The organism is Bradyrhizobium sp. RDM12, assembly GCF_051917485.1.
Taxonomy (GTDB): domain Bacteria; phylum Pseudomonadota; class Alphaproteobacteria; order Rhizobiales; family Xanthobacteraceae; genus Bradyrhizobium.
On sequence record NZ_CM133064.1, the window covers coordinates 5,883,678 to 5,910,267 of the forward strand.

Consider the following 26,590-nt stretch of genomic DNA (forward strand, 5'->3'; position numbering starts at 1 on the left):
CCCGTGTCGCGCCCGGCGCTGGAGGTTGCGGATGTCTTCCGCCGCCATGGCCCGGCCTGGCGTCAGGCCCATGCCGGCCATGTCAGCCTCGATCAGTTGAAAGTGATGTCGGCGATCGAGCGCTGCCGCACGGCGGCCCTTGGCGGCCATGTCGCGCGCTGTGCGGACTGCGCCTATACCACCATCGCCTACAACTCCTGCCGCAACCGGCACTGCCCGAAGTGCCAAGGCGCCGCGGCGAAGGAATGGCTCGCCGACCGCGAAGCCGATCTGCTGCCGGTGCCGTACTATCATGTGGTGTTCACGCTGCCGGCGGCCATCGCCGATATCGCCTACCAGAACAAGGCCGTCATTTACGACCTGCTGTTCAAGGCATCGGCCGAGACCCTGATCACCATCGCGGCCGATCCAAAGCACCTCGGCGCCCGCGTCGGCATCACCTCGGTTCTCCATACCTGGGGCTCGGCTATGACCCATCACCCGCACGTGCATATGATCGTGCCGGGCGGCGGCATCTCGCTCGACGGCGAGCGCTGGGTGGCGTGCCGGCCCGGCTTCTTCCTGCCGGTGCGCGTCCTCTCGCGCCTGTTCCGACGGCTGTTGCTGGAGAGGCTGCTCGCTGCACATCAGACCGGCCAGCTGAAGTTCTTCGGCAACTACGCTGCACTCGTCGACCCGCAGGCGTTCGCGGCCTATCTGGCTCCGCTGCGGCGAGCCGAATGGGTCGTCTACGCAAAGCGTCCGTTCGGTGGACCTGAGGCGGTGCTGGCCTATCTGTCGCGCTATACCCACCGCGTCGCCATTGCCAACAGCCGACTGATCGCCTGTGACCGCACCGGTGTCACCTTCCGGTGGAAAGACTATCGTGCCGATGGTCGCGATCGCCAGAAGCTCATGACGCTCTCAACCGGCGAGTTTATCCGCCGCTTCCTCATCCACGTCCTTCCGCACGGCCTCCACCGCATCCGCCACTATGGCCTTCTCGCCAGCGGCAGGCGCGCCGACAATATCGCCCGAGCGCGCCGCCTGCTCGATATGCCGGCGGTACAGCCCGAGGCCGCGGATAGCGGTTGCGCCGAGGCCGACGATCCCAAGCCGCCCGAGCACCAGTGTCCGTGCTGCGGCGGTCGCATGATCATTATCGAGACGTTCCAACGCGGCACCCCGGGCTACCGGCCGGCAGCATCCACCGCCGTGATCAGGATCGACACTTCATGATCATGCTCGGCGCGCCTCAAACTCAAAAACCTGCGTGTCAGGTTCGCCGGCCCTCGACCGGTAATCAACGGTCTCGCCCACGTGCCAGGGCAATGCCGTTTTCTCGTTTCGATCGCCACTGCGCGATACCAGTTCTGCCTATCCCTATCGGCCGGCCAGGTTCGTCGCCACTGCGATCACTCCCCAAACAATTGCTCGACGCTCCCCGGCGAAAGACCACCAGCGCCAAATCCCCATAGCGTCTGACGCGCGGCCCACCAAACCTCCCGCGGTTTCTTCCCTTGGAGGTTTGCGTACGCCGGCCCCGGCATGCGCCGCGCCACCATCATGGGGCCGCCATCCGCAAACCTTCACAACAGCGGTCATGGCACGCTTGGTTTTAGAGTGCAATTAATGGTATGCTTCAAGGATTAAGGTCAACTGGGCGTCGTGTTGAGCCGCCGAATTTTCCTTAGGCTCGATGAGCGCTCGTCTCCCCTTTGAACCAAAGTGAGGAGTTCGCCATGAAATCGACCCGACGATCATTTGTAAACGGCGCGGCTGCGGCCAGCTTGGCATTCACGGTCCTCAACGGAATGCCCCTGCCTGCAAACGCACAAGCATTCACTCCTGAGGAAGCGCGGCAAATCGCCGAGGGCGCATATATCTACGGCTATTCGCTCATCACGACCGATGTCACCCGGGTTCAGATGAGCAATGTGCCAAAGGTTGAAGGACTTACGGCGCCGATCGGACAGTTCATCAACATTCCGCGCTATCCGCCGGCCGATTATCGTGGCGTTTCGGCGCCAAATGCGGACACACTTTATTCTCTGGGTTGGCTCGACCTCACTGAACCGCAGGTGTTCAGTCACCCAGATATGGGCGATCGTTTCTATTTGTTCGAGCTGACCGATCTTTGGATGTCGGACTCCGAGTCATCGCCGAGCAGACGCACGGCGGACGGCAAGGCCGCCAACTACCTGTTCACCGGGCCTGGCTGGAAGGGCGAGGTACCGGCAGGCATGAAGCAGTTCCCCATGGCGACGCGCTACATGGTCATTCTGGGCCGAACTTATGCCGATGGCACCGAACAGGATTACAAGGCAGTCAACGAGTTGCAGGCACAGTACAAGATCACGCCGCTTTCCTCATGGGGCAAGTCGTATACACCTGTCGCGCCGCCGGTGAATCCGAATCCCGGCTTCAGCATGACCGATAAGCCGCAACCGGTCATCATAGCTATGGGAACGGAGGGATATTTCAATCTCTTGGCGAAGCTGATGGGCGGTGATGCACCGCCAACGGCGGGAGATGGCCCCATCCTCGCGAGCATGGCGAAGATCGGCATCGTACCCGGCAAGCCGTTTGAGATGAGCAAGCTCGATCCCGCTGTGCAGGCTGCATTGAAGGACGTTCCGCAATCGGCCCTGAAGAAAATTGAAGACAACAAGGCAGCCTTGGGCGGGATCATGGACGGCTGGGTGGTGACAAAGGGACTAGGTACCTACGGCCCCGACAGCTACATGAAGCGCGCTGTGGTGGCGGCATTCGGTTGGCCCGCCAACCAGCAGCGGGATGCGGTCTATCCCTACACGGAAACCGATTCGACGGGACAGAAGCTGACGGGCGCAAATAAGTACACCTTGACCTTCACCAAGGACGCGACGCCGCCGGTCAACGGCTTCTGGTCGATCACCATGTACATGATCGACCAGGGCTGGTGGTTCGTTCCCAACCCGCTGAACAAATTTACCGCCAGCCTGCGCGACAATCCAAAGTTCAATGCCGATGGTTCGCTGACGCTTTACCTCCAGAATGAATCGCCGGGTGAGGACAAGGAGGCGAACTGGCTTCCGGCTCCGAAGGGCGAGTTCATTCCGATGCTGAGGATGTACTGGCCGAAGAATGAGTCGCCTTCGATCCTGAACGGCTCGTGGAAGCCCCCGGCGGTGCAAAAAGCCAGCTAAACATATACCGCGCGGGCGCCAACGCTCCGGTGCGGTATTTCCCAACTGCGCAGTTAAATCGAAGACAAGTTCGACGTCCGAGTTGGGTCACAGGACTAAACCGCTCGCGCGGTAGGGCACGACGGCCGGCAGCACGGCTGAGGGATAGCGCAACGAGGCGTCCTGTCTTGAGATGAGGGGTTGCAACAACCTCACTCAAGACAGGAGCATCCCCATGACCGACGAGGCAATGAGCCCGTTGCGCCGGCGCATGATCGAAGACATGACGATCCGCAGGCTGGCCCCGAAGACCCAACATGACTACGTGCAAAGGGTCAAGAACTTCGCCGCATTTCTCGAGCGCTCGCCGGATACGGCGAGCTTCGAAGACGTGCGCCGCTATCAGCTGCACCTGGCCGCGAGCGGCGTTGGTGTGCCGACCATCAATCAGACGGTTTCGACACTGCGGTTCTTCTTCCGGGTCACGCTGAGGCGCCACGAGATCGTTGAGCATACGCATGTCATTCACGAGCCTCGCAAGCTGCCGGTGGTGCTGAGCCCCGAGGAAGTGGCGCGGCTGCTCGATGCCGCACCCGGGCTCAAATACAAGGCGGCGCTGAGCGTGGCCTACGGCGCCGGCCTGCGCGCCACCGAGGTCATCTCGCTCAAGGTCGCCGACATCGACAGCAAGCAAATGATCATTCGCGTCGAGCAGGGCAAAGGCGGCAAGGACCGTAACGTCATGCTCTCACCACTGCTGCTCGATCTGCTGCGCACCTGGTGGCGGGCGGCGCGGCCCCGGGGTTGGCTATTTCCAGGCCGCGATCCGGCCCAGCCGATGACGACACGGCAGCTCAATCGCGCCTGTCATGCCGCCGCCCAAATGGCCGAGATCCACAAGCGCGTGTCGCTGCATACCCTGAGGCACAGCTTCGCCACCCACCTCTTGGAGCAGAACATCGACGTCCGCGTGATCCAGGTGCTGCTCGGTCACGCCAAGCTCGACACCACGGCGCTCTATACCCGCGTCGCCACCAAGACGATCAGCGAGGTCATGAGCCCGCTGGAGCACATCGCGATCAAACTGAAGGAGGACCGGCCGCCCGGCTGACCTGGCGCGCATGTCGCGCCCGGCCTTGGAGGTTGCGGATATCTTCCGCGACCATGGCCCGGCATGGCGCAAAGCCCATGCCGGTCATGTCGGCCTCCAGCAATTGAAGGTGATGTCAGCAATCGAGCACTGCCGCACGGCCGCTCTCGGCGGCCATGTCGCGCGCTGTGCGGACTGCGCCTATACCACCATCGCCTACAACTCCTGTCGCAACCGCCATTGCCCAAAGTGCCAGGGCGCCGCCGCGAAGGACTGGCTCACCGACCGCGAGGCGGAGCTGTTGCCGGTGCCGTACTATCACGTGGTGTTCACGCTCCCGGCGTCGATCGCCGACATCGCCTATCACAACAAGGCCGCCATCTACGACCTGCTGTTCAAAGCCTCGGCCGAGACCTTGACCACGATCGCGGCCGACCCAAAACACCTCGGCGCCCGCATCGGCGTCACCTCGGTTCTCCATACCTGGGGCTCGGCCATGACCCATCACCCGCACGTCCACATGATCGTGCCGGGCGGCGGCATCTCGCTCGACGGCGAGCGTTGGGTGGCGTGCCGGGTGGGCTTCTTCCTCCCCGTGCGCGTGCTCTCGCGCCTGTTCCGCCGGTTGTTGCTGGAGAAGCTGATCGCCGCCCACAACGCCGGCCGCCTCCAATTCTTCGGCAACCATGCTGCTCTCGCCGACCCGCAGGCGTTCGCAGCCTATCTGGCGCCGCTGCGCCGAGCCGAATGGGTGGTCTATGCCAAGCGCCCGTTCGGCGGGCCACAGGCTGTGCTGGCCTATCTATCGCGCTATACCCACCGCGTCGCCATCGCAAACAGCCGGCTGATCGCCTGCGACCGCACCGGCGTCACCTTCCGATGGAAGGACTATCGCGCCGAGGGTCGCGACCGCCAGAAGCTCATGACACTCTCAAGCAGCGAGTTCATCCGCCGCTTCCTCATCCACGTCCTGCCGCAAGGCTTCCACCGCATCCGTCACTACGGCCTGCTCGCCAGTGGCACCCGCGCCGATAACATCGCTCGCGCGCGTGAGCTGCTCGCCGCTGCAAATTCTGAAGGTCAGCCCATCACTGCCGCCGCCGATCAAACCAAGCCGAGCTGCCCATGCTGCGGCGGTCGCATGGTCGTCATCGAGGTCTTCGAGCGCGGTGCTACGCCACGACATCGGCCAACAGCTCCAACGAACCGCATCAGGATCGACACCTCATGACCGCGTCACAATCCCGCAAAACGGCTTATCGCGCGCGCTGCCTCTCGACCGGCCATGGCAGAGCGCGCCCAGATATCCGCCAGCCGCCGCAAATCGTCCGCCAATCCACCCCGTTCAACGCGGCAGGCCCCTCATTCATGAGCTGCTCCGCCCTCGGCCAGCTCGCCGAACCGGCTCAATTCCAATCAAACACATCATCCGCGGCACGCAAATCCCCATAGCCCACGCCGCGCCACCCACATGCCTCACCCGCGGTTTCCTCCTTGGAGGCTTTCGGACGCCGGCCCTCGTGTGCGCGGCAACACCGTCATGGGGCCGGCATCCGAAAACCTTCACACAAGCGGCTCTCGCCGGAAGGTCTTGACAGGTCGGATAAGGGCCCAACTACGGACATTGCCTCACGGGTGTGCTACAAGGGGATATGTCGTACTCGCAACCCATTATTCCTCTGATGGATTCAAAGCGGCGTGAGCCGCCAGAAAGGCTTGACGACCAGCAGGCGTTCCGCAGTAGACGGTAATCTGAACTAACACCTCCTTGATCTCATCGACCGTTGCACCGCTGGCGAGCGCCGCGTTTACGTAAATGCCAAGCTCTTGAAAGCGACCGAGCCCTCCGAGAATTCCAAGTGTCAGAAGACTTCGAGTTTTCTGATCAAGGCCGGGACTCCAGGCGTAACCCCAAGCCAACTCGGTAACGGCCCTTTGAAAAGTCATCATGAATTCATCAGAACCGGCCAAGTTTGCATCAACGTACTTCTCGCCGAGCACCTGTTTCCGCTTCTTGAGACCCTTCTCAAACAGATCGGTATCTACCATTGCTGCACCTCCCTCGGTCCAACTGATGATGGAGCCTAGCGATTTTTAAGGCGCAAGACCACATGACCGCTTCGGGTCAAAATGCGAAGAACTCGACCTGAGCAAATCTAGTTCGCCATTCCATATTGAGCGGACCTCAGCGAAACGCGCCGCTACTTCGGCTCCGGGCCATAAACCGACCTTATCCGCCTGCCTCGTTTCACAATGGAGCGCTAAAGCCTGTCTTGCGGCAAGGCATCCACAAGCGATGCAGATCATCGTCCGACGGAGCACCCGAATGGTCCATCCCGGTTTCGATGCACTCTTTGCTTGAGTGCTCTGTGTTGCGGCGATCCGTAGAAATAGAAGCCTACAAGCATGGCGCGCGCCAAGCCTAAACCCATCATGGAGATAAGCGTGGCACAGAACATCTACGACGATCCCGATTTCTTCGCTGCCTACAGGCAGTTGCCTCGACAGGTGCATGGGCTGGACGGCGCGCCCGAATGGGCGACGATCCGGGCCATGCTCCCGGCGTTGACCAGCAAGCGCGTGGCCGATCTGGGCTGCGGCTTCGGCTGGGCGTCGCGCTGGATGCGCGCTCAGGGTGCAGCCTCGGTGCTTGGCATCGATCTGTCGCAGAACATGATCGTGCGCGCCAAGGCCGATACCTCCGACCCGGCCATTGAATATCGGATAGCCGATCTCGAGACGTTGGAACTGCCCGAGGCGGCTTTCGACCTCGTCTATAGCGCCCTGAGCTTTCACTATGTCGAGGATTTCGGGCGCCTTACGCGCATGATCCACAAGGCGCTGGCCCTCGGCGGTGATCTGGTCTTCACGATCGAGCATCCGATCTTCATGGCTGCCGCGCATCCGCATTGGATTGCCGATGAAAGCGGCCGCAAAACCTGGCCGGTCAATCGCTATTCGGTAGAAGGCGAACGCCGCACGGACTGGTTCGCCAAGGGCGTGCTGAAGTATCACCGGACAATCGGCACGACGCTCAACGCGCTGATCGGTGCCGGCCTTGAGTTGCGGCGCATCGAGGAATTTGCCCCGACTCGCGAGCAGATCGAGCGGTTGCCCGACCTGGCCGAAGAGCTGGAGCGGCCGATGATCCTTCTGGTCTGGGCACGAAAGGCAGAAGGGCCTTAAGAGTTGCGCCGCCCGTGCCACATGACGCGGGCAGCTCGGCGATTGATCACCACCAACGACGGCGCGAGCGGATCCAGTCCGCCACGCCTCAACGAGCGGAGCTCAACGAGGCGCGCCGCCAATTGCCGCGACGACAATTCGGATTAAGCGATGATGGCTTTGTGCCACTGTTTTGCCCGACGTGTCAAACGACTTCGCAACTCGGGCTGAGCCCGTCTCCATCCATTCGTCATTGCGAGCGCAGCGAAGCAATCCAGAATCTTTCCGGGGAGTGACTCTGGATTGCTTCGCTGCGCTCGCAATGGCCACCTCCCCCGCTCAACATGCCATCACCCCACCTCTACTGTGCATGGGGTTGTTTTGCGGATTCTTGTTCGGCGTGCTCGGTCGCCATCGCGCGCGGCAATGAAAAGCCCGGCCTCGCGAACGAAGCCGGGCCATTCAGTCTGACAGCTTGAGGGTTGGATCAGCCGCGGGTGCGCGAACGGATCATGAAGCTGTCGTAGGTGTATTCGGCGACCTGCCACCACAGATATTCGTCGGAGCGGTAGGCCTGCATGGCATCGATCGACTTCTTGAAGTCGGGGTTCTTGGCCGAGATCTCGCCCCACAGCTCGTTGGTCGCCTTGAGGCAGGCCTCGAGCACTTCGTTGGTAAAGGGACGGAGCTGGGTGCCGCCGGCAACCAGGCGCTTCAGCGCCGACGGGTTCTGCATGTCGTAGCGCGCGGCCATCCAGGTGTTGGCGTTGGCGGTCGCGTTGGTGAGGATCGCCTGGTAGTTCTTCGGCAGCGAATTCCACTTGTCGAGATTGGTGAAGGCGTGGACCATCGGACCGCCCTCCCAGAAGCCCGGGTAGTAGTAGTACTTCGCGACCTTGGCGAAGCCGAGCTTCTCGTCATCGTAGGGGCCGACCCACTCGGCCGCGTCGATGGTGCCCTTTTCCAGCGCCGGATAAATGTCGCCGCCGGCAAGCTGCTGCGGCACCACGCCGACCTTCTGCAGCACCTGGCCGGCGATGCCGCCGATGCGGAATTTCAGGCCGGAGAGATCCGCAACTGTCTTGATCTCCTTGCGGAACCAGCCGCCCATCTGGGTGCCGGTGTTGCCGCAGGGGAAGCCGATCACGTTCGACTTCTTGAAGAACTCATTGCCGAGCTGCTCGCCGCCGCCCTGGTACCACCAGGAGTTCTGCTGGCGCGCGTTGAGGCCGAACGGCACCGAGGCGTAGATCGCCCAGGTCGGGTCCTTGCCGACATAGTAGTAGGACACGGTGTGGCACATCTCGACCGTGCCGTTCGAGGTCGCATCGAGCGCCTGCAGGCCGGGGACGATTTCGCCGGCGGCGAACACCTGGATCTGGAACTTGTTGTCGGTCATCTCGGCGACGTACTTCGCCACCTGCTCGCCGCCGCCATAGATGGTATCGAGCGACTTCGGGAAGCTCGAAGTCATGCGCCACTTGATCTCGGGCGAGGACTGCGCAATGGCCGGCGAGGCCACCGCGGCGGTCGCCGCCGCGCCTGCGGCCGACACTTTCAGGAAATCACGACGCTTCATCTTCAGGTCTCTCCTTGTTGGGGCGTTTCCCCGAACTTCCTCTTTGCTGCCGCTCATTCCGGCGACGCGATGTGGACCGCGTCCAACCGGTGGGGCTTGACTGCCGTGGGCCTTTAACACGGAAGCCCCTCGCGCGGAACGCGACAATGGCATGACGGGGCTCGACGAAAGTCGCATGTCCCGGAAGATCGGCTCAGGAGGTCGCGATGACGCCCTTGAGCTGGTCCCGGACCTGTCCCGCGATGGCGCGATAGATCGCCGCATGGGGTCCATCCGGCTCGCTGTCGACCACCGGGCTCCCGGCATCCGAGCTGGCGCAGATCGCCATGTGCAGCGGGATTTCGCCGAGGAACGGGACTGCGAGCTTCTCGGCCTCGTGGCGCGCCCCGCCATGGCCGAAGATGTCGGATTTCGTGCCGCAATGCGGGCACTGGAAATAGCTCATGTTCTCGACGATGCCGAGCACGGGCACGTTGACCTTCTTGAACATGGCAAGCCCGCGCCGTGCATCGATCAGGGACAGGTCCTGCGGGGTCGAGACGATCACGGCGCCCTTCAGCGGCACGTTCTGCGCCAGCGTGAGCTGGGCGTCGCCGGTGCCCGGCGGCATGTCGACCACGAGCACGTCGAGCGTACCCCAGGCGACATCGCGCAGCATCTGCGTCACCGCCGACATCACCATCGGACCGCGCCAGATCATCGCGGTCTCTTCCTCGACCAGGAAGCCGATCGACATGATGGCGAGACCGAAGCGCCGGAGCGGAATCATTTTTCGCTCGCCGTCCAGCTCCGGCTTCTCGTGCAGGCCGGTCAGCCGCGGCACCGAGGGCCGTAGATGTCGGCATCGAGCAGCCCGACCTTGAGGCCGAGGTCGCGCAGACCCAGCGCCAGGTTGAGCGCGGTGGTCGACTTTCCGACACCGCCCTTGCCGGAGGCCACCGCGATCACAGCGGCGACGCCCGGAATTTCGGACTGCCGCGCCATCGGCGATTGGGCGCCGCCCTGCGGCGGCGGCTTGTGGGCGTGAACCGGCTGCACGCCGGGTGTGCCGCGGCTCGGGGTTGGCGGCGGTGGCGGTGCGGCGCCGGCCTTGCGCTCGGCAGTCAGCGCCACCATCGCGGTGGTGACGCCGGGAATGCCGCGCACGGCGGCCTCGGCTTCGGCACGGACGGATTCCCAGGCCCGCGCCTCGGCGGCATCGACATTGATCGAGAAGAACACCTTGCCGTCGGACGCGCTGATCGCGCTCAGCACACTGGCGTTGGTGAGCGCGACCCCGCGGGGTGACTTGATCCTGGCGAGGCTGTCGAGAACCTGTTGCTGCGTCACGCTCAAAGCGGATCTCCTAGAGTTCAGGATGCCCCATTAGAGCGGAAACGGCCAAAAGGCTACTGCTTGCCGATATCGTCAGCCATCTCCGCGGGCGGCGCCCCTGCTCCCGGGCCGCCTCGCAATTGAGCTCGATCGTGACCCCATCGGGTGGTGCACGAGATCTGCCAGAGGTCGCCGCCGGGCACCTGGCGGAGTCGAATTTCACGTCCTTTGAAGCCAGGCGCTTGAGGTCCGCCATCCTAGCACAGGAGGCCGCCAAACGAAGCCGTTGCCCTCCGGCCGCAACGGTTTATGGTGCGCCCGGTTCGTCCAAGAGCGGAACCTCAGGACCCCGGCTGGCGCCCCTCGCCCGGCTGCAACCGTAAAACTCAAGCTACGGACATACACATGGCTAAAGTCGCTTTCCTCGGTCTCGGCGTGATGGGCTTCCCCATGGCCGGACACCTCATGAAAAAAGGGGGCCATGAGGTCACGGTCTACAACCGCACCGCCGCCAAGGCGAAGGAGTGGGCGGACAAGTTCGGCGGCAAGACCGCCGCGACTCCGAAGGCCGCGGCCGAAGGCCAGGATTTCGTGATGTGCTGCGTCGGCAACGACAACGATTTGCGCGCGGTCACGATCGGCGCCGACGGCGCCTTTGCCGGCATGAAGAAGGGCGCGACCTTCGTCGATCACACCACCGCTTCCGCCGAGGTCGCGCGCGAGCTCGACGCGGCTGCGACCAAGGCCGGCTTCAAGTTCATTGACGCTCCCGTTTCCGGCGGCCAGGCCGGCGCCGAAAACGGCGTGCTGACGGTGATGTGCGGGGGCACCGAGGGCGCCTATGCCGGCGCCGAGCCGGTCATCACAGGCGCCTATGCCCGGATGTGCAAACTGCTCGGGCCCGCCGGCTCCGGCCAGCTCACCAAGATGGTCAACCAGATCTGCATCGCCGGCCTCGTGCAGGGCCTTTCCGAGGGTATCCACTTCGCCAAGAAGAGTGGCCTCGACGTCGCCGCCGTGATCGAGACCATCTCCAAGGGTGCCGCGCAGTCGTGGCAGATGGAGAACCGCTACAAGACCATGAACGAGGACAAGTACGATTTCGGCTTCGCGGTCGAATGGATGCGCAAGGATCTCTCGATCTCGCTGGCCGAAGCCCGTCGCAACGGTGCCAATCTGCCGGTCACCGCGCTAGTCGACCAGTTCTATGCCGAGGTCGAGAAGATGGGCGGCAAGCGCTGGGATACGTCGAGCCTGCTCGCGCGCCTCAATCGCTGACCTGACACTGCCTTGCTGACCGCGATCGCCGCAATTTTCGTCCTGACCTATGTGGCGATCGCGTTCGAGCATCCCCTCGGGATCAGCAAGACCGCAACCGCGCTTCTCGGCGCGGGGCTGCTGTGGACGATCTACGCGCTCAGGATCGGCGATCACGCGCTGGTCAGTCATCAGCTCGACGAATCCGTCGCTTCCACCGCGCAGATCGTGTTCTTCCTGATCGGCGCGATGACCATCGTCGAGGTGATCGACGCCCATGACGGCTTCGAGGTCATCACCTCGCGCATCAACACCACGAGCCAGGTCACGCTCATGTGGCTGGTTGGCTTGGTGGCGTTCTTCCTGAGCGCGATCCTGGACAATCTGACCACGACCATCGTCATGGTCTCGCTGGTCCAGCGTCTCATCGCCAGGCGCGACGACCGCCTGCTGTTCGCCTCGCTCATCGTCATCGCCGCCAATGCCGGCGGCGCCTGGACCGTAACCGGCGACGTCACCACGACCATGCTGTGGATCGGCGGACAGATCACGCCATTGAATATCATGCGCGCGGTGTTCCTGCCCTCGGTGGTCAATCTGCTGGTGCCGCTGGCCTTCATCAGCCTGTCGCTCAGGGGCAAGACCGTGGCGGCACCGCCGAGAGACAACGGATTGCTCGCCGTCGACCGGTTCGAGCGCAATCTGATGTTTTATCTCGGGCTCGGCGTGCTGATCGCGGTGCCGGCCTTCAAGACGGTGACGCATCTGCCGCCCTTCATGGGCGTGCTGCTCGGCCTCGGCATCGTCTGGCTGGTCGGCGAGGTCATCCATCGCGACAAGGACGAGCACGTGCGCCATCCGCTCTCGCTCGCGCATGCGCTGACCCGGATCGACATGGGCTCGATCGTGTTCTTCGTCGGCATTCTGCTGGCGGTCGCCTGCCTCGAACATGCCGGCCTCCTGACGATGCTGGCCCGATGGCTGGAGGCGACCATCGGCCGCCAGGACGTCATCGTCGTCGTGCTCGGCCTGCTCAGCGCCATCGTCGACAACGTGCCGCTGGTCGCAGCGACCATGGGCATGTACGATCTCGGCCATTACCCGCCGGACAGCTTCCTCTGGGAGTTCATCGCCTATTGCGCCGGCACCGGCGGATCGATCCTGATCGTCGGCTCTGCCGCAGGCGTTGCTGCCATGGGGCTCGAGCGGATCGAGTTCCTCTGGTACGCCCGCCGCATCGCCGTGCCCGCGCTTGCGGGCTATCTAGCCGGCGCCGTGGTCTATGTCGCGCAGCATTCCTGGCTGCATTGAGGGGCGACTGCCGGATCCAAATTAACGCCCGGTTAACGTAATTCTTTAGCTCCTTAAGTCACCTCTTAAGGATTTCTTGCCAGAGATAGACAATGCAGAAGGCCCGCGTCCGACGTGGGCAGGAATCGTTGTTGCTTGATGAGTAACCCCGCTGAAAAGCCTGAAGTTGTGCAGCTTCCGGCCGAGCCAATCGGCGCTCCTTCGGCGAGCAGCCGAAGGGCTGCGTCGCAGCGGGTGCGCGAGGCGCGTGATAAGTTAACCTCGACCAGCGGAACCCGGCCAGCCTTCGATGCCGAGCTGTTGCGCCAATATGCCCAGACGCGCCTGTCCGCCTCCTACGTCGTGATGCTGTTGGTGGTCGCCACCGGAGTGCTGTTCGGACTGTGGATGCAGCCGATCCCGGCCGCCGCCTGGACCGTCGGCATGATCTGCCTCCACGCGGCGATGATCCGCAGCTGCCGCCGCTTCCTGGCCAAGCCTGCCTCACCTGCGGCGACGCGCACCTGGCAGACACGCTTCGTCGTGCTCGACCTGCTGTACGGCCTGTGCTGGATGGCGATCCTGATTCATCCCGTGCTCGATACGGTCACGGAAACGCTGATGATGTTCCTGATGCTGCTGGTGATCGCAGTGTCGAGCATGTTGGCTGCCAACCTGCCGATCGCAGCCCTTGCCGCCACCGCGCCGGTCGCGGTCGCAATGGCGTTGAGCTTTGCGATGACCGGTTCGCTCGACAACTATATTCTGGCCGCGCTCGCGCTCGCAGCCGAAGGCTATTTCGTGCTGCTGGCGCATCGCCTGCATTCCTCGACCTTCGCCACGCTCGAAGCGCGCGCCGAGAAGGATGCGCTGATCGGCGAGCTCGAACAGGCCAAGGCGATCTCGGACGAGGCGCGCCACCGCGCCGAATCCGCCAATGTCGCCAAATCGCGCTTCCTCGCGCAGATGAGCCATGAGCTGCGCACTCCGCTCAATGCCATTCTCGGCTTCTCCGAGGTGATGAAGAGCGAGATCTTTGGCGCGCATGCGGTGCCGGTCTACAAGGAATATTCCGCCGATATCCATAATTCCGGCGTGCACCTGCTCAACCTGATCAACGAGATCCTCGATCTGTCGCGGATCGAGGCCGGCCGCTACGAATTGAACGAGGAAGCGGTGTCGCTGGTCGGCGTCGTCGCCGACTGCCATCATCTCATGAAGCTGCGCGCCTCCAGTCGCGGCATCACCATCAACGAGGTGTTCGAGCACGCCATGCCGCGGCTCTGGGCCGACGAGCGCGCGATCCGCCAGGTCGTGCTCAATTTGCTCTCCAATTCGATCAAGTTCACCCCGCAAGGCGGCGAGATCTGGCTCAAGGCCGGCTGGACCGCTTCGGGCGGGCAATATCTGTCGGTGAAGGACTCCGGCCCCGGGATCCCCGAGGACGAGATCCCGGTCGTGCTCGCCTCGTTCGGCCAGGGCTCCAACTCGATCAAGTCGGCCGAACAGGGCGCAGGCCTTGGCTTGCCCATCGCCAAGAACCTGATCGATCTGCATGGCGGCACGTTCACGCTGAAGTCGAAGCTGCGCATCGGCACCGAGGTGATCGTCACCTTCCCGCCGGAGCGCGTGATGAGCGCGCTCGCGCCGCTGTCGGAGGATGCGCCGCCGCTCCAGCCGGAGAGTTCCATGGTGCCCGACGAGAAGCGCCGACCGCGCCACAAGCCGATCATGAGCGCAGGCACGGGCTCGTAAACACATGCTTGCAGACATGTCCGCCAATCCTTCACTATGTCCGGATGAGCAAAGAAACGCCGTGCGTCGCCGTCTGCATGATCGATCCCAGGACCAAGCTGTGCTTCGGCTGCGGCCGGGCCTTGCCGGAGATCGCGCGCTGGCACGCCATGGAGAGCGCGGAACGGCGCGCTGTGATGGCGCTGTTGCCCGCGCGCATGGCCGACGCCGGCCTGCAGCCGATCGCGGGATCGTCGAAACGCGCCTGACCTGCCGGCCTGCCATGGGAGGCGCGCGATGATCCGCTTCCTGCTCGTTCTCATCACGCTCGCTGCCACGGCCGGCGCCGTGGTCGCCTATGGCGATCCCGACCAGATCGCGCGCGCGAGGCACAAGGTCTCGCATATTTTCCGTGCGCAAACGGCAACGCCTGCACCCGCCGTGCAGGTCCAGCGCGGTCAGGGCGGCGAGTTCGCGCTGCGCGCCAAGATCAACGGTGTGGCCGCGCCCATGGTGATCGATACCGGCGCGACCTCCGTGGTGCTGACCTGGGAAACCGCGAAGGCGATCGGGCTGCCGCTCGAGATGCTCGAATATGACGTCGACCTCGAAACCGCCGGCGGCCATACCAAGGCGGCGCGGCTCACGATCGACCGGCTCGCCGTCGGCCATCTCGTCGAGAAATCGGTGCCGGCCCTCGTCGTCCAGCGCGGGCAGATGAAGACCAACCTGCTCGGCATGAGCTTCCTCGATCGCCTGGAGAGCTGGGGCGTGCGGTCCGACACGCTCATGCTCACCGGTTACCCGGAGCTCCAGAGCAGCCACCGCCGCTCGCGCACGGCGGTCGACCAACGGCAGTGCTCTCCGTCTAGCGTTTCCACGCGTTCCGCTGAGCTTGATCAACCGAGAGTCGGATTCTGCAATCCGGCTCCTTCTCGCGGCTAGGCAGCCTCCGCCGGCGCGCGAGCGCCAACACGGGCGATCGCATCACGCAAGACGTCGACTCCGGCGCCCGGCTTCACGCCGTGCTCGGCGAGATGGCGGCGGAAGGCGCGCGCGCCGGGCACTGCATGGAACGCGCCGACGAAGTGGCGCGTGATGGCATGCAACCGCGTGCCGCACGCAAGCTGCGCCTCGATATAGGGTATCATCGCCTCGAACGCGTCCTGCATGGTCGCGTGCGGCGCCGCCTCGCCGAACAGCTCGGGATCGACCGAGAGCAGCCGCCAGGGCTCCTGATAGGCGGCACGGCCGAGCATCACGCCGTCGACATGCGCAAGATGCGCTTTCGCCTCCTCGATACCCGGAACGCCGCCGTTGATGATGACAGGCACGTCCGGCATCGCGCGCTTGAGCCGATAGACGCGGTCATAGTCGAGCGGCGGGATGTCGCGGTTCTCCTTCGGCGACAGGCCGTTCAGCCAGGCCTTCCGGGCGTGCACGATCAGCGCGTCGCAGCCGGCAGCGACCACCGCGTGCGCCAACGTATCGAGCGCGCCTTCGGGATCCTGGTCGTCGATGCCGATGCGGCATTTCACCGTGACGGGAATTGAGACAGCGCGCTTCATCGCCGCGACACATCGCGCGACGAGCTCCGGCTCCGCCATGAGACAGGCGCCAAAGCGGCCATCCTTCACGCGATCGGACGGGCAGCCCACATTGAGATTGATCTCGTCGTAGCCAAAACCCTCGCCGATCCGCGCGGCTTCAGCGAGGTCGCGCGGATCCGAGCCGCCAAGCTGTAGCGCCACCGGATGCTCGGTCGTGTCGAAGCCGAGCAGCCGCTCCCGGTCGCCATGAATGATGGCGCCGGTGGTCAGCATCTCCGTATAGAGCGACCCCCGCCGTGTCAGGTGACGGTGGAACACCCGGCAGTGCCGGTCTGTCCAATCCATCATGGGCGCGACCGAGAATGGAAAAGCGTACGATTTCGTAGATTTTGCGGTCATTTCAATCATTTACAGTCATTCTCGAATTTTTCTGTTTAGTTCGTTTTTTGGCCATTTTCCACTATTTTGATACCCTTGGTACTGCCGCGCAGTACCTGACAGGTCCATGCAGTACCGCAAACGGAGCCTCCGAGATGGGAACGGTCGTCCAACGCAAACGAAGCGATGGCTCTACAGGATATCAAGCCCAGCTCCTTATTAAGCGAGCTGGCAAGATCGTGCATCGGGAGAATCGAACGTTCGATCGTCGGCAGGCCGCCTCAGCCTGGCTCGAAAAACGGGAAAAGGAACTCGCCAAACCCGGCGCGCTCGAACGTCTCGAAGCGCCGGACCCCACCCTAGCTGCTGTTATCGACCGCTACACAGATGAATCAATAAAGAAGATTGGCCGCACCAAGGCGCAGGTTCTACGAGCAATCAAGAACTACGACATAGCGAACAAGAGGTGCTCGGAAATCACGAGCACCGACGTCGTAGCGCTTGCAAATGAACTGATAGTCAACGTCGCTCCGTCAACCGTCGGCAACTACCTCTCACATTTGGCGGCGGTCTTCGCGGTAGCCAGACCGGCCTGGGCTTATCCGCTTGATCAGACCGCCATGAAGGACGCCTTCGTAGTCGCGAGGCGCCTCGGTATTGCGGGGAAAAGCCGCGAGCGCGATCGACGTCCGTCACTCGAAGAACTCGATAACATTCTCGAATATTTCGGCGAACGACTGAAGCGCCGACCATCCTCCATTCCGATGCAGAAGATCATTGGCTTTGCCATATTTTCAACGCGTCGCCTCGAGGAGATTACGCGGATATCATGGACGGATCTTGATGCGGAAGGAAGCCGCGTTTTGATACGGGATATGAAGAACCCCGGAGAGAAGATCGGAAATGACGCATGGTGCGACCTCCCGCCGGAAGCGCTTCAAATCATTCTCTCCATGCCAAAGAGGCGCGCGGAAATCTTTCCGTATTGCGGCGACACGATTGGAACGAATTTCACGCGGGCATGCCAATTCCTGGAGATCATCGACTTGCACCTGCATGATCTTCGTCACGATGGCATTTCGAGATTATTCGAGATAGGTCGCAATATTCCACAAGTAGCTGCTGTGTCGGGTCATCGTTCTTGGTCAAGTCTCAAGCGCTACACGCACTTACGTCAAACCGGCGACAAGTATGCGGGATGGAAGTGGTTCTCAGTGCTGACAAGCCCAACGAGTCATCTCCGCGCTTCACCGAAGCACGTCTCGACTGAGGATTTGGCGACCTCGTGGTTAGATCCAATGACGGGGTGATGCGGGAAATTCCGGGCCGCGCGCGATCCGTGCTGCAGCGGGTGAAGGGAATCGAACCCTCGTATTCGGCTTGGAAGCTCAAAACAAGTAGCCATCGGCGGATGGTGTCGAGGTAGAGTTCACCAATCCAGACCGGATACTCGGCGAGCTCACGGCCCTGCCGGATTGCTCGATCGAACTGCGCAACGCGCATTACAATCTGCGCAACATTCGAGCGGCGCTGGCGGACCGGAATACCCGTTCGTTAGGGTAGCCGCTCAACAGCGAAGATGCTCAGCCCGTTGACTCAGCGAGGCGATCTTCCCCGGGCTCGGGCCGGGAGGTGGTCGCTGACCCACAAGGCCATCGCTGCTCGGCGGACTGAGATGTGAAAGCCGAACCGTACAAAAGCCCTGAAGGGCTCAAACAACTGGCAGATTGGTCGCACTCGGCTCAAAGAGCTTCGCAAAAACGACCTGCCAGAGGCTCGCGAATGGACAGCTGATACGATACCAACCCAACGAAAAGAGGAAACCCTGGGTCTAGTGTCCGGACCTTCGAAGAAGAAACAATAGTTTGCGTGGCGCCCTTAATGTCTACGAAGAAATCCGACGTCTAGTTAGCCGCCACCTCTCTTTTGCCGGCTCTCGTTTATAGCGAACAGCTCGCTGGTACGCATTCGCACCAGTCAATGTCTGCTTAAGCCGAATCAAATAGCTGAAGTGGTGCGCCGCGCGATCCAATGTCACCGAGTATGGATCCGGTGATGGGAGTAAGCATAGTCCTTGCGACCTACTGTTCAGCAGCCTTCCGTCGAAGCGCCCTTAGCAGACGTTGCACGATCGAATGCTGTCTCGTCCCGAACTCCTCGGGTGTTTCTCGCTCAGCCGGCCGAGGATAGCGAGTGCAGTTAGCTGCCGTTGCGCAGCGAGCCAGGCCTGGATCGTGGCAATATGTGAGTCGAGCTTGGATGGGATGCGAACCCTGGTTTTATAGGGCCGACGGATTCGCCGGTGCTTGGCACGCGGCTCGCCGGCCGTCGCTGTCTTGCCGAGCGTTTGGCAAAACTGGCTGGGGTCGCTGGCGCGGTGCTCGTGCTGGCGCATTGCAGGCCGCGCGCCTGTCCGGCACGCGATCGACGCGACTGCCGAGTTCGTCGTGGGTTGCGCGAATCTCGGCCAACAGCAGGACCGGATCATCACCTTGCTTTATCAATCAATTTGGCAAACCTACAGACAGCGTCATCACGCCCGATCATTGTCTCGGCCGTATCCTGCCGATAGGCAGGAAGATGACGCGTCCGACGACGCTTTCTCTGACAGATTGCAGTGGCACTCCCCACGAGTGCGTGGCGGAAGCGTTCGACACCACGCACAACGTCACTGTCTTGCTTTATCCCGTGAAAGCACTCGGAAAGCCGACAATTATTCTTCCACCTGGATTCAAGAAGGTCGTTTGAATAGCGCGGCGATGATCCGACATTGAATGCCGCGGCTATGTGCCAATACCGTTCATCTGATTGCCTCCGGGATTCACTACGGTACTACGGTCATCGTTTCCAGAACCCTTGCGATGGGATACGAAATGCCCGATTGAACCGCGTGCCCGCGTTCTGCCACGCGATGATCATCGTTAGTTCCGCGATGGTGTCGTCGTCGTAATGCCATTGCAGGCGTGCGAACAAGTCATCGTCAACGTCGCGGTGCGTGTCCGTGATCGCGTCAGCGTACTCAAGCGCCAGCCTCTCTGCGTCGCTGAAGAGCGAGCTGTTTGTGTAGTCGTTGAGCGCCTCGATTTTCTCTGTCGAGATGCCGAGCTTGCTGCCCTTGGCAGCATGGGCGTCCTGGCAGTATTCGCAGCAATTCCACCAGGCGACGCGACGGTTCAGCAGTGCTCTGAGCGGTGCGGGCACGCGCGTCGCCTCTTCTTGAAGAGCGGCCCACATCGACCTCGCGGCGCGGAAGTACGCCGGGTGGCGCGCGTAGAAGAGGTAGGGATAAAGCGGCGTGCCCCACAGTTTGCGTTGCTCTTCCAGAGTTTCGCGCAAGTCGCTTGCGCACGTCTCTACGACGACCGGCGGGATGCGCGTTTTTCCTTCCAGCATGGGGAACCCCTCTTCCTCGTCCGGCGAATCCGTCAACTCCGTACGATGTGAAGCAAAACACCTCCTGAGCCTTGATGACAAACGACTAATGGGGCGCTATATGTGATCATCGCTCACAGATGATTCCGACCCATGCGACGCCGCCTCCCGCCGCTAAATGCGCTCCCGAGCTTTGAAGCCGCAGCCCGCCATCTGAGTTTTTCCAGAGCGGCCGACGAGTTACACGTGACCCACGGCGCCGTAAGCCGCGCCGTGCGCAATCTCGAAGATCAACTCGGCGTGCAACTGATGATACGGGCGACTCGCTCGGTGCGGCTGACGCCAATCGGTGCATCCTTTGCCGCCGACATTCGTAACGTCCTCGAACAACTTGCGGCGGCGACGTCGGCAGCAACCGGGCACAGATCCGGGATTGTCAACGTCAGCACGATCGACTCGTTCGCAGCCAGATGGCTCATGCCCAGGCTTTCTCGGTTTCGGCAGGCCCATGGCGATATCGACATACGGGTGGCGACGTCGGAGCGGCTGGCGGATTTTGTCAGCGACGGGATCGATATCGCGATCCGCTGTGGTGGTGGCAAGTACCTCGGCCTCTCGGCGGAATTGCTGATGAACGAAGAACATTTTCCGGTCTGCAGCCCCAAGCTGCTCAACGGTCGGCATCCGTTGCGCACGCCCGCCGACCTCGCTCGCCACACACTCCTCCATGACGTTTTCACAGTCGATTGGGCGATATGGCTGCACAGGGCCAGCATTTACAATGTCGATCCACAACGCGGTCCGACGTTTCTGTCGTCCGACCATGCCATCCTGGCTGCGGTCCAAGGCGAAGGCGTCGCGCTCGGCCGCAGCGCATTGGTGGCCGACGACCTTGCCGCAGGCCGGCTGGTGCGGCCGTTCCAATTGAGCCTGCCTGCCGGCTTCGCCTATTACGTGGTCTATCCACAAAGCGCCCTGCAGCGGCCCGGCGTGAGGGTGTTTCGCGATTGGCTGATGATCGAGGCAGGGTAGCGCATAACGTTAAGTACAAATATAGCCTCTCGCCAATGATCGCTAAGCTTCGGAGTTGCGATTTCGTTGCGGCGTGACTCTACACGGATTCCCGTCCAACTTCTCGAACCTGTCTCACCACAATGAGATCAACGATGCCACTGGCTTGAACCGCCCCGGGTTTGCCGGAGGCTCCAACTCCTGAGAGGATGGAGCCATGACGAGCAAGACGACGAACAAGTTCTCATCCGAGGTCCGGACCCGAGCGGTTCGGATGGTTCTGGATCACGCCGGCGAGCACCCGTCGCGGTGGGCGGCAGTGACGTCAATCGCGGCCAAGATCGGCTGCACGCCGCAGACGCTGCATGACTGGGTCAAGAAGGCCGAGGTCGATAGCGGGCAGCGGGCCGGCGTTCCGACGGACACGGCCGAGAGGCTGAAGGCCCTGGAGCGAGAGAACCGCGAGCTTCGGCAGGCCAACGAGATCTTGCGCAAGGCAAGCGCATATTTTGCGATGGCGGAGCTCGACCGCCGGTCAAGCCATGATCGCCTTCATTGACGATCATCGTGGGGCGCATGGGGTCGAGCCGATCTGCAAGGTCTTGCCGATCGCCCCTCGACCTACCACGCCCATGTGGCCAAACGGCGCGATCCGGCCAAGCTGTCGGCGCGCGCCAGGCAGGATGTCAGGTTGAAGATTGAAGTCCGGCGCGTGTTCGATGAGAACTTCTCCGTCTATGGCGTGCGCAAGGTCTGGCGGCAGCTCAAGCGCGAAGGCTTCGATGTTGCCCGTTGCACCGTGTCGCGACTAATGAGGGACATGGGTTTGCAAGGTGTTATCCGCGGCAAGCCGGTCAAAACCACGATCAGCGACAAGGCCGCGCCATGCCCGCTGGATCACGTCAACCGCCAATTCAAGGCGCCAAGGCCGAACGTCCTCTGGCTCTCCGACTTCACCTATGTCGCGACCTGGACGGGCTTTGTCTACGTCGCCTTTGTGATCGACGCCTATGCCCGCAGGATCGTGGGCTGGCGAGCCTCGCGCACGGCGCATGCAGGCTTCGTGCTCGATGCGCTGGAGCAGGCATTGCATGATCGTCGGCCGGTCCATTGCGGCGGGCTCGTCCACCACAGCGACAGGGGCAGCCAATACGTCTCAATCAAATACACCGAGCGCCTGGCTGAAGCAGGCGTCGAGCCTTCTGTCGGCAGCGTCGGAGATTCCTATGACAACGCTCTCGCCGAAACCATCAACGGGCTCTACAAGGCCGAGGTGATCCATCGGCGCGGACCATGGCGCAGCTTCGAGGCCGTCGAGTTCGCGACGCTGGAATGGGTCGACTGGTTCAACAACCGGCGGCTCCTGGAGCCCATCGGCAACATACCGCCCGCCGAAGCCGAGCAACGCTACTACGCCATGCTGGAACAACCGGCCATGGCGGCATAACTTAAACCAAATGGCCTCCGGCAAACCCGGGGCGGTTCAGCTCGATCCAAGAAGGTGATGCCGACCAAAAGCGGCACGCGGGCCTGAGTCACCTACCTTCAGGCCTGATTGATGCTGCCCTGTTCGATCCGTGACAAGCTCATGTGAAAGTCGTCGAGGCTTGTGCATCTCGTGCTGGAAACGGATCGACTTGTCGTGGATCTAGACGAGCGCGCTCCTGATCTCGACAATTTTCCGGACGCATTTGAAGCGATGTCAAGGTCGCGAAGCCACACCGATATGCAAAGTCCTACACTCCAGACCCTGCTCGTAAGCGATTTGGGGCAGGCCATTCAGCCGCATGAAGGCGTTCGGCGCGATGGGCTCCTGTCGGCGCGATCGAGTCGGCAACATCATTAGAAGCGCGCGACTGGCTTGATACCTTGCGGCATTCCGGCTTCTTTCCGATCCCTGCATGAGGGCCGTCCATCGTGCACAGGTACCACCTGAACGCCCGGCCTCGCCTTCTGAGGCGGACAACGAAAAAGCGGAAGTGGGTCCGGCATCGTTATCGTCTGTCTCCGCTTCTCCAGGCAGGTTCAACAACTGTCAATGGCAAACGTTTTAAACTACCAACGGACGGGACTAGCATCATCGGAACGGAGTTCGAACCGGCCAAAGCAGCCGGCTTGGCCTCGAGAGATTCGGCCCGGTCTTCGTGCTCCGGCCGCGCCTCGTCCCGAGAGAGGTGCGCGTGCTGCCGGACTTGGTGTCGCTCATCCCGCGATACGAAGGGGCGCTACCGTGGGCGCTCCACTGTTTTGCAATCATCCTGTTCGGGATGCGGGATCAGCGGGTAACCAGCGGACAGGTGGACCATATTCTGCGCAGCGTGCTCATGGCGCTTTTGGAGCAGCCCGAAGCAACCATGCACGATATCCTGAGGATGCTTTCGGATAAAGATTACAGGAAGCAGATCGGTCGCGCTGTGCAGAACCAACCCGTACGCCGGTTCTTTGAGCAGGAATACGAAAAGTTTTCGTCCAGCTATCGCACTGATGCAAGCGCCCCGATACAGAATAAGGTCGGCGCGTTCTTGGCAGATACGGCTCTCGCGCGCATGCTCAGCGCTCCCAAGCGGGAGATCCGTATTCGCCAGGTCATGGATGAAGGCAAGGTACTGATTGCAAATCTGGCAAAGGGGCGTATCGGCGAAGATAGTTCTTCGCTTCTTGGCGGCCTTTGGTTACCACGTTGGGACTTGCCGCATATACTCGCGTAGATACTCCGGCAGCGAAGCGTCGCGACTTCTTCATTTATATCGATTAGTTCCAGAGTTTCACCACGCTAGCGCTCGCCAACATGCTCTCAGAACTGCGCAAATACCGGATTGGGCTTGCCATCGCGCACCAATTTATGCATCAGCTGACACCTGAACTCCGGCACGCTGTCCTCGGCAACATTGGCACGTCTATCTCCTTACGCGTAGGCCCGGAAGATGCCTCTTACGTCGTTCGCGAGTTTCAATTGGTCTTTGAGCAGGAGGACGCTGATAAACCTGCAGAATCATCGCATTTATATGAAGCTATTGATCGATGGCATGCCGAGCTGGCCTTTCAGCGCGCGGACGTTACGGAGCTATGAACTCGCCCAGTTTGCAGGACTCTCATAAGCTGCGTCATTGGTGGATGGGAGACGGCGTGATTGCCGCCTCCTCGCCTTTGCTCACCTGGTAGTGAGCGTATAGTTCGAAGTTCCGGCTGCACGGACGCACACGCTGCCGCCCATGCGCGTGCCGAACACCATGGGTGGATCACCCAGTTTCCTGCTCCTCGCGCGTAACGGAACGGACGTGCCAGGTGCCGAAGTGCTCCAGCAGAAGAACCAGCGTCGCAAGCGGAATGCCGCTCGCGGTCTCGCCTCATCAGCCTTGACGAACATCAGCTAGCCGTCCACGACCATTGGCAATGGCGCCCGTGAGGCGCTCCAGCTCGTGGATCATGTGCAGGTTGCGGACAACCTGATTTTTGAAGGAGATTTTGAGTGAACCGGAGGTCGCCTGAGATGGCGAGACCGAGACCGCTCTGACCGGCCATCTGGCCGAGGATCTCGCATACCGATTTTTTTCGAACTCCTTCATGGTAGAGCTTTCTGGATCCGCTCGAACTGGTCGATTTGCCGATGAGCATGATGTTGCGCGGCGGGCCGAGGAAGGTGACATCGTCTATCGTGAACGACCCATGTAGGCGAGACCGACCTCCTCATACCTGAGCCAGATCTGGACCACGTAGTCCGGGATCGGGCGGGCGACACGCCAGTCGCGATCGTCGACGAGGATGGTGCGTTGGTCGTCGTTGCCCCTGCCAGACTGGAGGTCCACCTTGATCTGCAACGTGCGGTCGTTGAGTTTCCGGTGACGTCCTCCCCGTCCTTCACGATGCGGTAGATCGGGGTGTATCCTGTGGTCACGCATGTCTCCTGAAAAGAAAAAGGCCGTCCCGAAAGACGGCGTATGAGCTTGCCGAAATATACGCTATCGCGTGGGGTCAGAGGCGGCGGTCGGACCCAGAGTGGGACGACTTCCGCTCTACCTCTCGCTCCGGACATGTCGTTGCGGAGTGCCAACTAGCGGGATGGCCCAGAAGCTGACTGTCGCGCAGCGGGCCGCCCCCAAAGAGCCAAAAACGGACGTGACGGGAAGCAAGAGGACCGCTATCAAATCCGTCGTGTATGAGGGGAAAAGAATGGAAGCCTACCAGGGAAGCTGCATCTGCGGTGAGGTCGCATTCGAGGTCGATGGCCCCTTTGACTGCTTCCTGAATTGCCATTGCTCCCGCTGTCGGAAAGCGACGGGAACCGCGCATTCTTGCGAGGTGATCGTTAAGGCGTCGGCCTTTCGCTGGCTTCGCGGCGAGAAATCGGTCGTACGTTTTGACTTGCCGCAGGCAAAGAGCTTCGCAACGGCCTTTTGCAACCAGTGTGGAAGCCCAATGCCGCATCTTACGCGCAGCGGACGGGAGGCGATCATTCATGCGGGTGCCTTCGACAAGTCGCTTGGCGCCACACCTGACCGCCACGTCCATTGGGCGTCTCGCGCTGATTGGTACTGTCATGGTGAAGGGTTGGCCGTGGAGAATTGAGCTAAATCCGATGACATAAAGGAGGACGAGGGTCGAATGGCCGTGTTCGTATTCCTGCTCCTAATGGTGGCGCTGGCTGTTCGTGTAGGGGCCCAGCCGTTTGTAACCAGGGTACCTACCTGAGGCATAAGCTCAGCATGAAGGCGCCTTCCAGCCGCCGGGAATATGAGCGGCGGATCAACCGCGTTATCGACTATGTGCAGGGTCACCTCGCCGACGACTTAACGCTCGAACGCCTGGCCCGTGTCGCGGCCTTTTCGCCCTTCCACTTCCATCGCGTCTTTGCGGCGATCACCGGCGAGACGCTCTCGGATTTCATTAGGCGTGTCCGCCTTGAGCGCGCAGCCGGCGCACTCATCTCGTTGCCCGAGACCAGTATTCTCGACGTCGCGTATCGATACGGCTTCTCATCGGCAGCGACATTCGCACGCGCATTCAGGGCGCATTTCGGGATGAGCGCGACGCAGTGGCGCTCGGACGGAGGACAGCACTGGCGCGACCAACACCAGCCCCAAGGCGTGCGCGGCAAACCGAAACGCAACCCAGGTCAAGCAAAGCGCAAGAATCGCAAAGCAGCCGCCAAGCGGATCGGGCATCATGCATCGATGCGCCAAGAGGGGTTCGCGATGCGAGTCGAAATAAGGAGATTCCGGCATCCCGTATCGCATATATGCGTCACGTCGGGCCGTATGGTACGAGCGGCGCCATCTCCGATCTCTGGGCGAGCCTGAGGCGCTGGATACGAAGCCGGGACCTGCAGCTTGCCGGCCTGCTCATGGTCGGCATCGGTCACGACGCGCCAGGCATTGTCCCGCCGGAGAAGCTGCGTTACGACGCCGGTGTTGTCGTAAGTCGCGATTTTAAACCGGACCGCGCCGTCAACGTCACCGATCTGCCCGGAGGCAAATACGCCGTCGCTCGCTTTCAGGGGTCGGCGGCCGTCATCATTGATGCCTGGGCAAGGCTATACACAGAGTGGCTTCCGGCCAGCGGCTATCAACCCTGCGATAGGCCGCGCCTCGAACTTCGCCGAGATCACGATCTGCAACTTCCGGCCGATCACCTACGCTGCGAGCTCTGTCTGCCGATCGAGCGGCTGTGAAACTTGCCATGGTTATCTTGAGCTCATGTTCGGAGA

Annotated in this window: 22 protein-coding genes, 3 pseudogenes and 1 other annotated feature; of the genes and pseudogenes, 18 read left to right on the forward strand and 7 right to left on the reverse strand. The window is 61.9% G+C overall.

What is annotated here, in order from left to right:
- The first annotated feature begins 3 nt into the window (after positions 1 to 3).
- The 4 genes from ACTGJ9_RS28950 (at position 4) to ACTGJ9_RS28965 (ending at position 5,467) form a co-directional block, all read left to right on the forward strand.
- Positions 4 to 1,218 (forward strand): IS91 family transposase, encoded by a 1,215-nt coding sequence (locus ACTGJ9_RS28950; RefSeq protein WP_456673847.1) that lies wholly within the window; start codon positions 4 to 6, stop codon positions 1,216 to 1,218.
- A 503-nt stretch (positions 1,219 to 1,721) separates the two neighbouring features.
- Positions 1,722 to 3,167, forward strand: coding sequence for a DUF1254 domain-containing protein (locus ACTGJ9_RS28955; RefSeq protein ID WP_456673848.1), 1,446 nt, complete (start codon positions 1,722 to 1,724; stop codon positions 3,165 to 3,167).
- Positions 3,168 to 3,381: 214 nt separating this feature from the next.
- Positions 3,382 to 4,257, forward strand: a complete 876-nt coding sequence (locus ACTGJ9_RS28960) for a tyrosine-type recombinase/integrase (RefSeq protein WP_456673554.1) — start codon at positions 3,382 to 3,384, stop codon at positions 4,255 to 4,257.
- Positions 4,258 to 4,267: 10 nt separating this feature from the next.
- Positions 4,268 to 5,467: an IS91 family transposase gene (locus ACTGJ9_RS28965; RefSeq protein ID WP_456673849.1), complete on the forward strand. Its 1,200-nt coding sequence runs from the start codon at positions 4,268 to 4,270 to the stop codon at positions 5,465 to 5,467.
- 440 nt (positions 5,468 to 5,907) lie between these two features.
- Here the strand turns inward: ACTGJ9_RS28965 and ACTGJ9_RS28970 are convergent, their stop codons facing one another.
- Positions 5,908 to 6,285, reverse strand: a complete 378-nt coding sequence (locus ACTGJ9_RS28970; RefSeq protein WP_456673850.1) for a carboxymuconolactone decarboxylase family protein — start codon at positions 6,283 to 6,285, stop codon at positions 5,908 to 5,910.
- A gap of 396 nt (positions 6,286 to 6,681) precedes the next feature.
- Between ACTGJ9_RS28970 and ACTGJ9_RS28975 the strand changes: the two genes are divergently transcribed.
- Positions 6,682 to 7,422: a class I SAM-dependent methyltransferase gene (locus ACTGJ9_RS28975; RefSeq protein ID WP_456678663.1), complete on the forward strand. Its 741-nt coding sequence runs from the start codon at positions 6,682 to 6,684 to the stop codon at positions 7,420 to 7,422.
- Positions 7,423 to 7,888: 466 nt separating this feature from the next.
- Here the strand turns inward: ACTGJ9_RS28975 and ACTGJ9_RS28980 are convergent, their stop codons facing one another.
- Together ACTGJ9_RS28980 and ACTGJ9_RS28985 are read right to left on the reverse strand one after the other, a co-directional pair.
- Entirely contained in the window at positions 7,889 to 8,980 is a 1,092-nt protein-coding gene (locus tag ACTGJ9_RS28980; protein ID WP_456673851.1) for a TRAP transporter substrate-binding protein, read from the reverse strand.
- Between the two features lie 193 nt (positions 8,981 to 9,173).
- Positions 9,174 to 10,315 (reverse strand): annotated as a pseudogene (locus ACTGJ9_RS28985) (Mrp/NBP35 family ATP-binding protein).
- 384 nt (positions 10,316 to 10,699) lie between these two features.
- Here ACTGJ9_RS28985 and ACTGJ9_RS28990 point away from each other — a divergent pair.
- From ACTGJ9_RS28990 to ACTGJ9_RS29010, 5 genes and pseudogenes are all read left to right on the forward strand, one after another.
- Positions 10,700 to 11,572 carry an NAD(P)-dependent oxidoreductase gene (locus ACTGJ9_RS28990; RefSeq protein WP_456673852.1) on the forward strand — a complete coding sequence of 291 codons (873 nt, stop codon included), beginning with the start codon at positions 10,700 to 10,702 and terminating at the stop codon, positions 11,570 to 11,572.
- A gap of 12 nt (positions 11,573 to 11,584) precedes the next feature.
- Entirely contained in the window at positions 11,585 to 12,862 is a 1,278-nt protein-coding gene (nhaD, locus tag ACTGJ9_RS28995; RefSeq protein ID WP_456673853.1) for a sodium:proton antiporter NhaD, read from the forward strand.
- A 138-nt stretch (positions 12,863 to 13,000) separates the two neighbouring features.
- A complete protein-coding gene (locus ACTGJ9_RS29000; protein WP_456673854.1) occupies positions 13,001 to 14,596 on the forward strand; it encodes a sensor histidine kinase in 1,596 nt (531 codons plus the stop codon).
- 44 nt (positions 14,597 to 14,640) lie between these two features.
- Positions 14,641 to 14,844 carry a DUF1289 domain-containing protein gene (locus ACTGJ9_RS29005; protein WP_456673855.1) on the forward strand — a complete coding sequence of 68 codons (204 nt, stop codon included), beginning with the start codon at positions 14,641 to 14,643 and terminating at the stop codon, positions 14,842 to 14,844.
- Between the two features lie 28 nt (positions 14,845 to 14,872).
- Positions 14,873 to 15,424 (forward strand): annotated as a pseudogene (locus tag ACTGJ9_RS29010) (TIGR02281 family clan AA aspartic protease); the annotation flags it as partial.
- A gap of 92 nt (positions 15,425 to 15,516) precedes the next feature.
- On the opposite strand, the gene dusA reads toward ACTGJ9_RS29010, so the two are convergent.
- Positions 15,517 to 16,473 carry a tRNA dihydrouridine(20/20a) synthase DusA gene (gene dusA / locus ACTGJ9_RS29015; protein ID WP_456673856.1) on the reverse strand — a complete coding sequence of 319 codons (957 nt, stop codon included), beginning with the start codon at positions 16,471 to 16,473 and terminating at the stop codon, positions 15,517 to 15,519.
- 185 nt (positions 16,474 to 16,658) lie between these two features.
- Here dusA and ACTGJ9_RS29020 point away from each other — a divergent pair, with 185 nt between their 5' ends.
- Positions 16,659 to 17,813, forward strand: a complete 1,155-nt coding sequence (locus ACTGJ9_RS29020; protein ID WP_456673857.1) for a site-specific integrase — start codon at positions 16,659 to 16,661, stop codon at positions 17,811 to 17,813.
- 1,528 nt (positions 17,814 to 19,341) lie between these two features.
- Here ACTGJ9_RS29020 and ACTGJ9_RS29025 read toward each other — a convergent pair.
- The gene (locus ACTGJ9_RS29025) at positions 19,342 to 19,896 is read right to left on the reverse strand and encodes a carboxymuconolactone decarboxylase family protein (protein ID WP_456673858.1); all 555 of its coding nucleotides are present in this window, start codon (positions 19,894 to 19,896) and stop codon (positions 19,342 to 19,344) included.
- Between the two features lie 132 nt (positions 19,897 to 20,028).
- On the opposite strand from ACTGJ9_RS29025, the gene ACTGJ9_RS29030 reads away from it, so the two are divergent.
- From ACTGJ9_RS29030 to ACTGJ9_RS29045, 4 genes and pseudogenes are all read left to right on the forward strand, one after another.
- Positions 20,029 to 20,907 (forward strand): transcriptional regulator GcvA, encoded by an 879-nt coding sequence (locus tag ACTGJ9_RS29030; RefSeq protein ID WP_456673859.1) that lies wholly within the window; start codon positions 20,029 to 20,031, stop codon positions 20,905 to 20,907.
- 196 nt (positions 20,908 to 21,103) lie between these two features.
- Positions 21,104 to 22,333 (forward strand): annotated as a pseudogene (locus ACTGJ9_RS29035) (IS3 family transposase).
- Positions 21,388 to 21,503 (forward strand) — a sequence feature (AL1L pseudoknot). (Overlaps the previous pseudogene by 116 nt.)
- A gap of 733 nt (positions 22,334 to 23,066) precedes the next feature.
- Entirely contained in the window at positions 23,067 to 23,594 is a 528-nt protein-coding gene (locus tag ACTGJ9_RS29040; RefSeq protein ID WP_456673860.1) for a hypothetical protein, read from the forward strand.
- An 80-nt stretch (positions 23,595 to 23,674) separates the two neighbouring features.
- The gene (locus tag ACTGJ9_RS29045) at positions 23,675 to 23,956 is read left to right on the forward strand and encodes a hypothetical protein (RefSeq protein WP_456673861.1); all 282 of its coding nucleotides are present in this window, start codon (positions 23,675 to 23,677) and stop codon (positions 23,954 to 23,956) included.
- 280 nt (positions 23,957 to 24,236) lie between these two features.
- Here the strand turns inward: ACTGJ9_RS29045 and ACTGJ9_RS29050 are convergent, their stop codons facing one another.
- Both ACTGJ9_RS29050 and ACTGJ9_RS29055 read right to left on the reverse strand, forming a co-directional pair.
- A complete protein-coding gene (locus ACTGJ9_RS29050) occupies positions 24,237 to 24,452 on the reverse strand; it encodes a hypothetical protein (RefSeq protein WP_456673862.1) in 216 nt (71 codons plus the stop codon).
- A gap of 84 nt (positions 24,453 to 24,536) precedes the next feature.
- The gene (locus ACTGJ9_RS29055; protein ID WP_456673863.1) at positions 24,537 to 24,704 is read right to left on the reverse strand and encodes a hypothetical protein; all 168 of its coding nucleotides are present in this window, start codon (positions 24,702 to 24,704) and stop codon (positions 24,537 to 24,539) included.
- Between the two features lie 241 nt (positions 24,705 to 24,945).
- Between ACTGJ9_RS29055 and ACTGJ9_RS29060 the strand changes: the two genes are divergently transcribed.
- The 3 genes from ACTGJ9_RS29060 (at position 24,946) to ACTGJ9_RS29070 (ending at position 26,554) form a co-directional block, all read left to right on the forward strand.
- Entirely contained in the window at positions 24,946 to 25,452 is a 507-nt protein-coding gene (locus ACTGJ9_RS29060; protein WP_456673864.1) for a GFA family protein, read from the forward strand.
- 137 nt (positions 25,453 to 25,589) lie between these two features.
- Positions 25,590 to 26,183 (forward strand): helix-turn-helix transcriptional regulator, encoded by a 594-nt coding sequence (locus ACTGJ9_RS29065; protein WP_456673865.1) that lies wholly within the window; start codon positions 25,590 to 25,592, stop codon positions 26,181 to 26,183.
- A complete protein-coding gene (locus ACTGJ9_RS29070; protein ID WP_456673866.1) occupies positions 26,123 to 26,554 on the forward strand; it encodes an AraC family transcriptional regulator in 432 nt (143 codons plus the stop codon). Before ACTGJ9_RS29065 ends, ACTGJ9_RS29070 begins: the two co-directional genes overlap by 61 nt.
- Positions 26,555 to 26,590 lie beyond the last annotated feature (36 nt).

Coding starts and splice junctions, on each gene's coding strand:
- ACTGJ9_RS28960 (WP_456673554.1), top strand. CDS start 3,382: ATGACCGACGAGGCAATGAGCCCGTTGCGCCGGCGCATGATCGAAGAC.
- ACTGJ9_RS28965 (WP_456673849.1), top strand. CDS start 4,268: ATGTCGCGCCCGGCCTTGGAGGTTGCGGATATCTTCCGCGACCATGGC.
- ACTGJ9_RS28990 (WP_456673852.1), top strand. CDS start 10,700: ATGGCTAAAGTCGCTTTCCTCGGTCTCGGCGTGATGGGCTTCCCCATG.
- ACTGJ9_RS29050 (WP_456673862.1), bottom strand. CDS start 24,452: ATGAAGGAGTTCGAAAAAAATCGGTATGCGAGATCCTCGGCCAGATGG.
- ACTGJ9_RS29070 (WP_456673866.1), top strand. CDS start 26,123: ATGCGTCACGTCGGGCCGTATGGTACGAGCGGCGCCATCTCCGATCTC.
- ACTGJ9_RS29000 (WP_456673854.1), top strand. CDS start 13,001: ATGAGTAACCCCGCTGAAAAGCCTGAAGTTGTGCAGCTTCCGGCCGAG.
- ACTGJ9_RS29065 (WP_456673865.1), top strand. CDS start 25,590: ATGAAGGCGCCTTCCAGCCGCCGGGAATATGAGCGGCGGATCAACCGC.
- ACTGJ9_RS29045 (WP_456673861.1), top strand. CDS start 23,675: ATGCTCTCAGAACTGCGCAAATACCGGATTGGGCTTGCCATCGCGCAC.
- ACTGJ9_RS29030 (WP_456673859.1), top strand. CDS start 20,029: ATGCGACGCCGCCTCCCGCCGCTAAATGCGCTCCCGAGCTTTGAAGCC.
- dusA (WP_456673856.1), bottom strand. CDS start 16,473: ATGATGGATTGGACAGACCGGCACTGCCGGGTGTTCCACCGTCACCTG.
- ACTGJ9_RS29060 (WP_456673864.1), top strand. CDS start 24,946: ATGGCCCAGAAGCTGACTGTCGCGCAGCGGGCCGCCCCCAAAGAGCCA.
- ACTGJ9_RS28970 (WP_456673850.1), bottom strand. CDS start 6,285: ATGGTAGATACCGATCTGTTTGAGAAGGGTCTCAAGAAGCGGAAACAG.
- ACTGJ9_RS29005 (WP_456673855.1), top strand. CDS start 14,641: ATGAGCAAAGAAACGCCGTGCGTCGCCGTCTGCATGATCGATCCCAGG.
- ACTGJ9_RS28955 (WP_456673848.1), top strand. CDS start 1,722: ATGAAATCGACCCGACGATCATTTGTAAACGGCGCGGCTGCGGCCAGC.
- ACTGJ9_RS28980 (WP_456673851.1), bottom strand. CDS start 8,980: ATGAAGCGTCGTGATTTCCTGAAAGTGTCGGCCGCAGGCGCGGCGGCG.
- ACTGJ9_RS29025 (WP_456673858.1), bottom strand. CDS start 19,896: ATGCTGGAAGGAAAAACGCGCATCCCGCCGGTCGTCGTAGAGACGTGC.
- ACTGJ9_RS29020 (WP_456673857.1), top strand. CDS start 16,659: ATGGGAACGGTCGTCCAACGCAAACGAAGCGATGGCTCTACAGGATAT.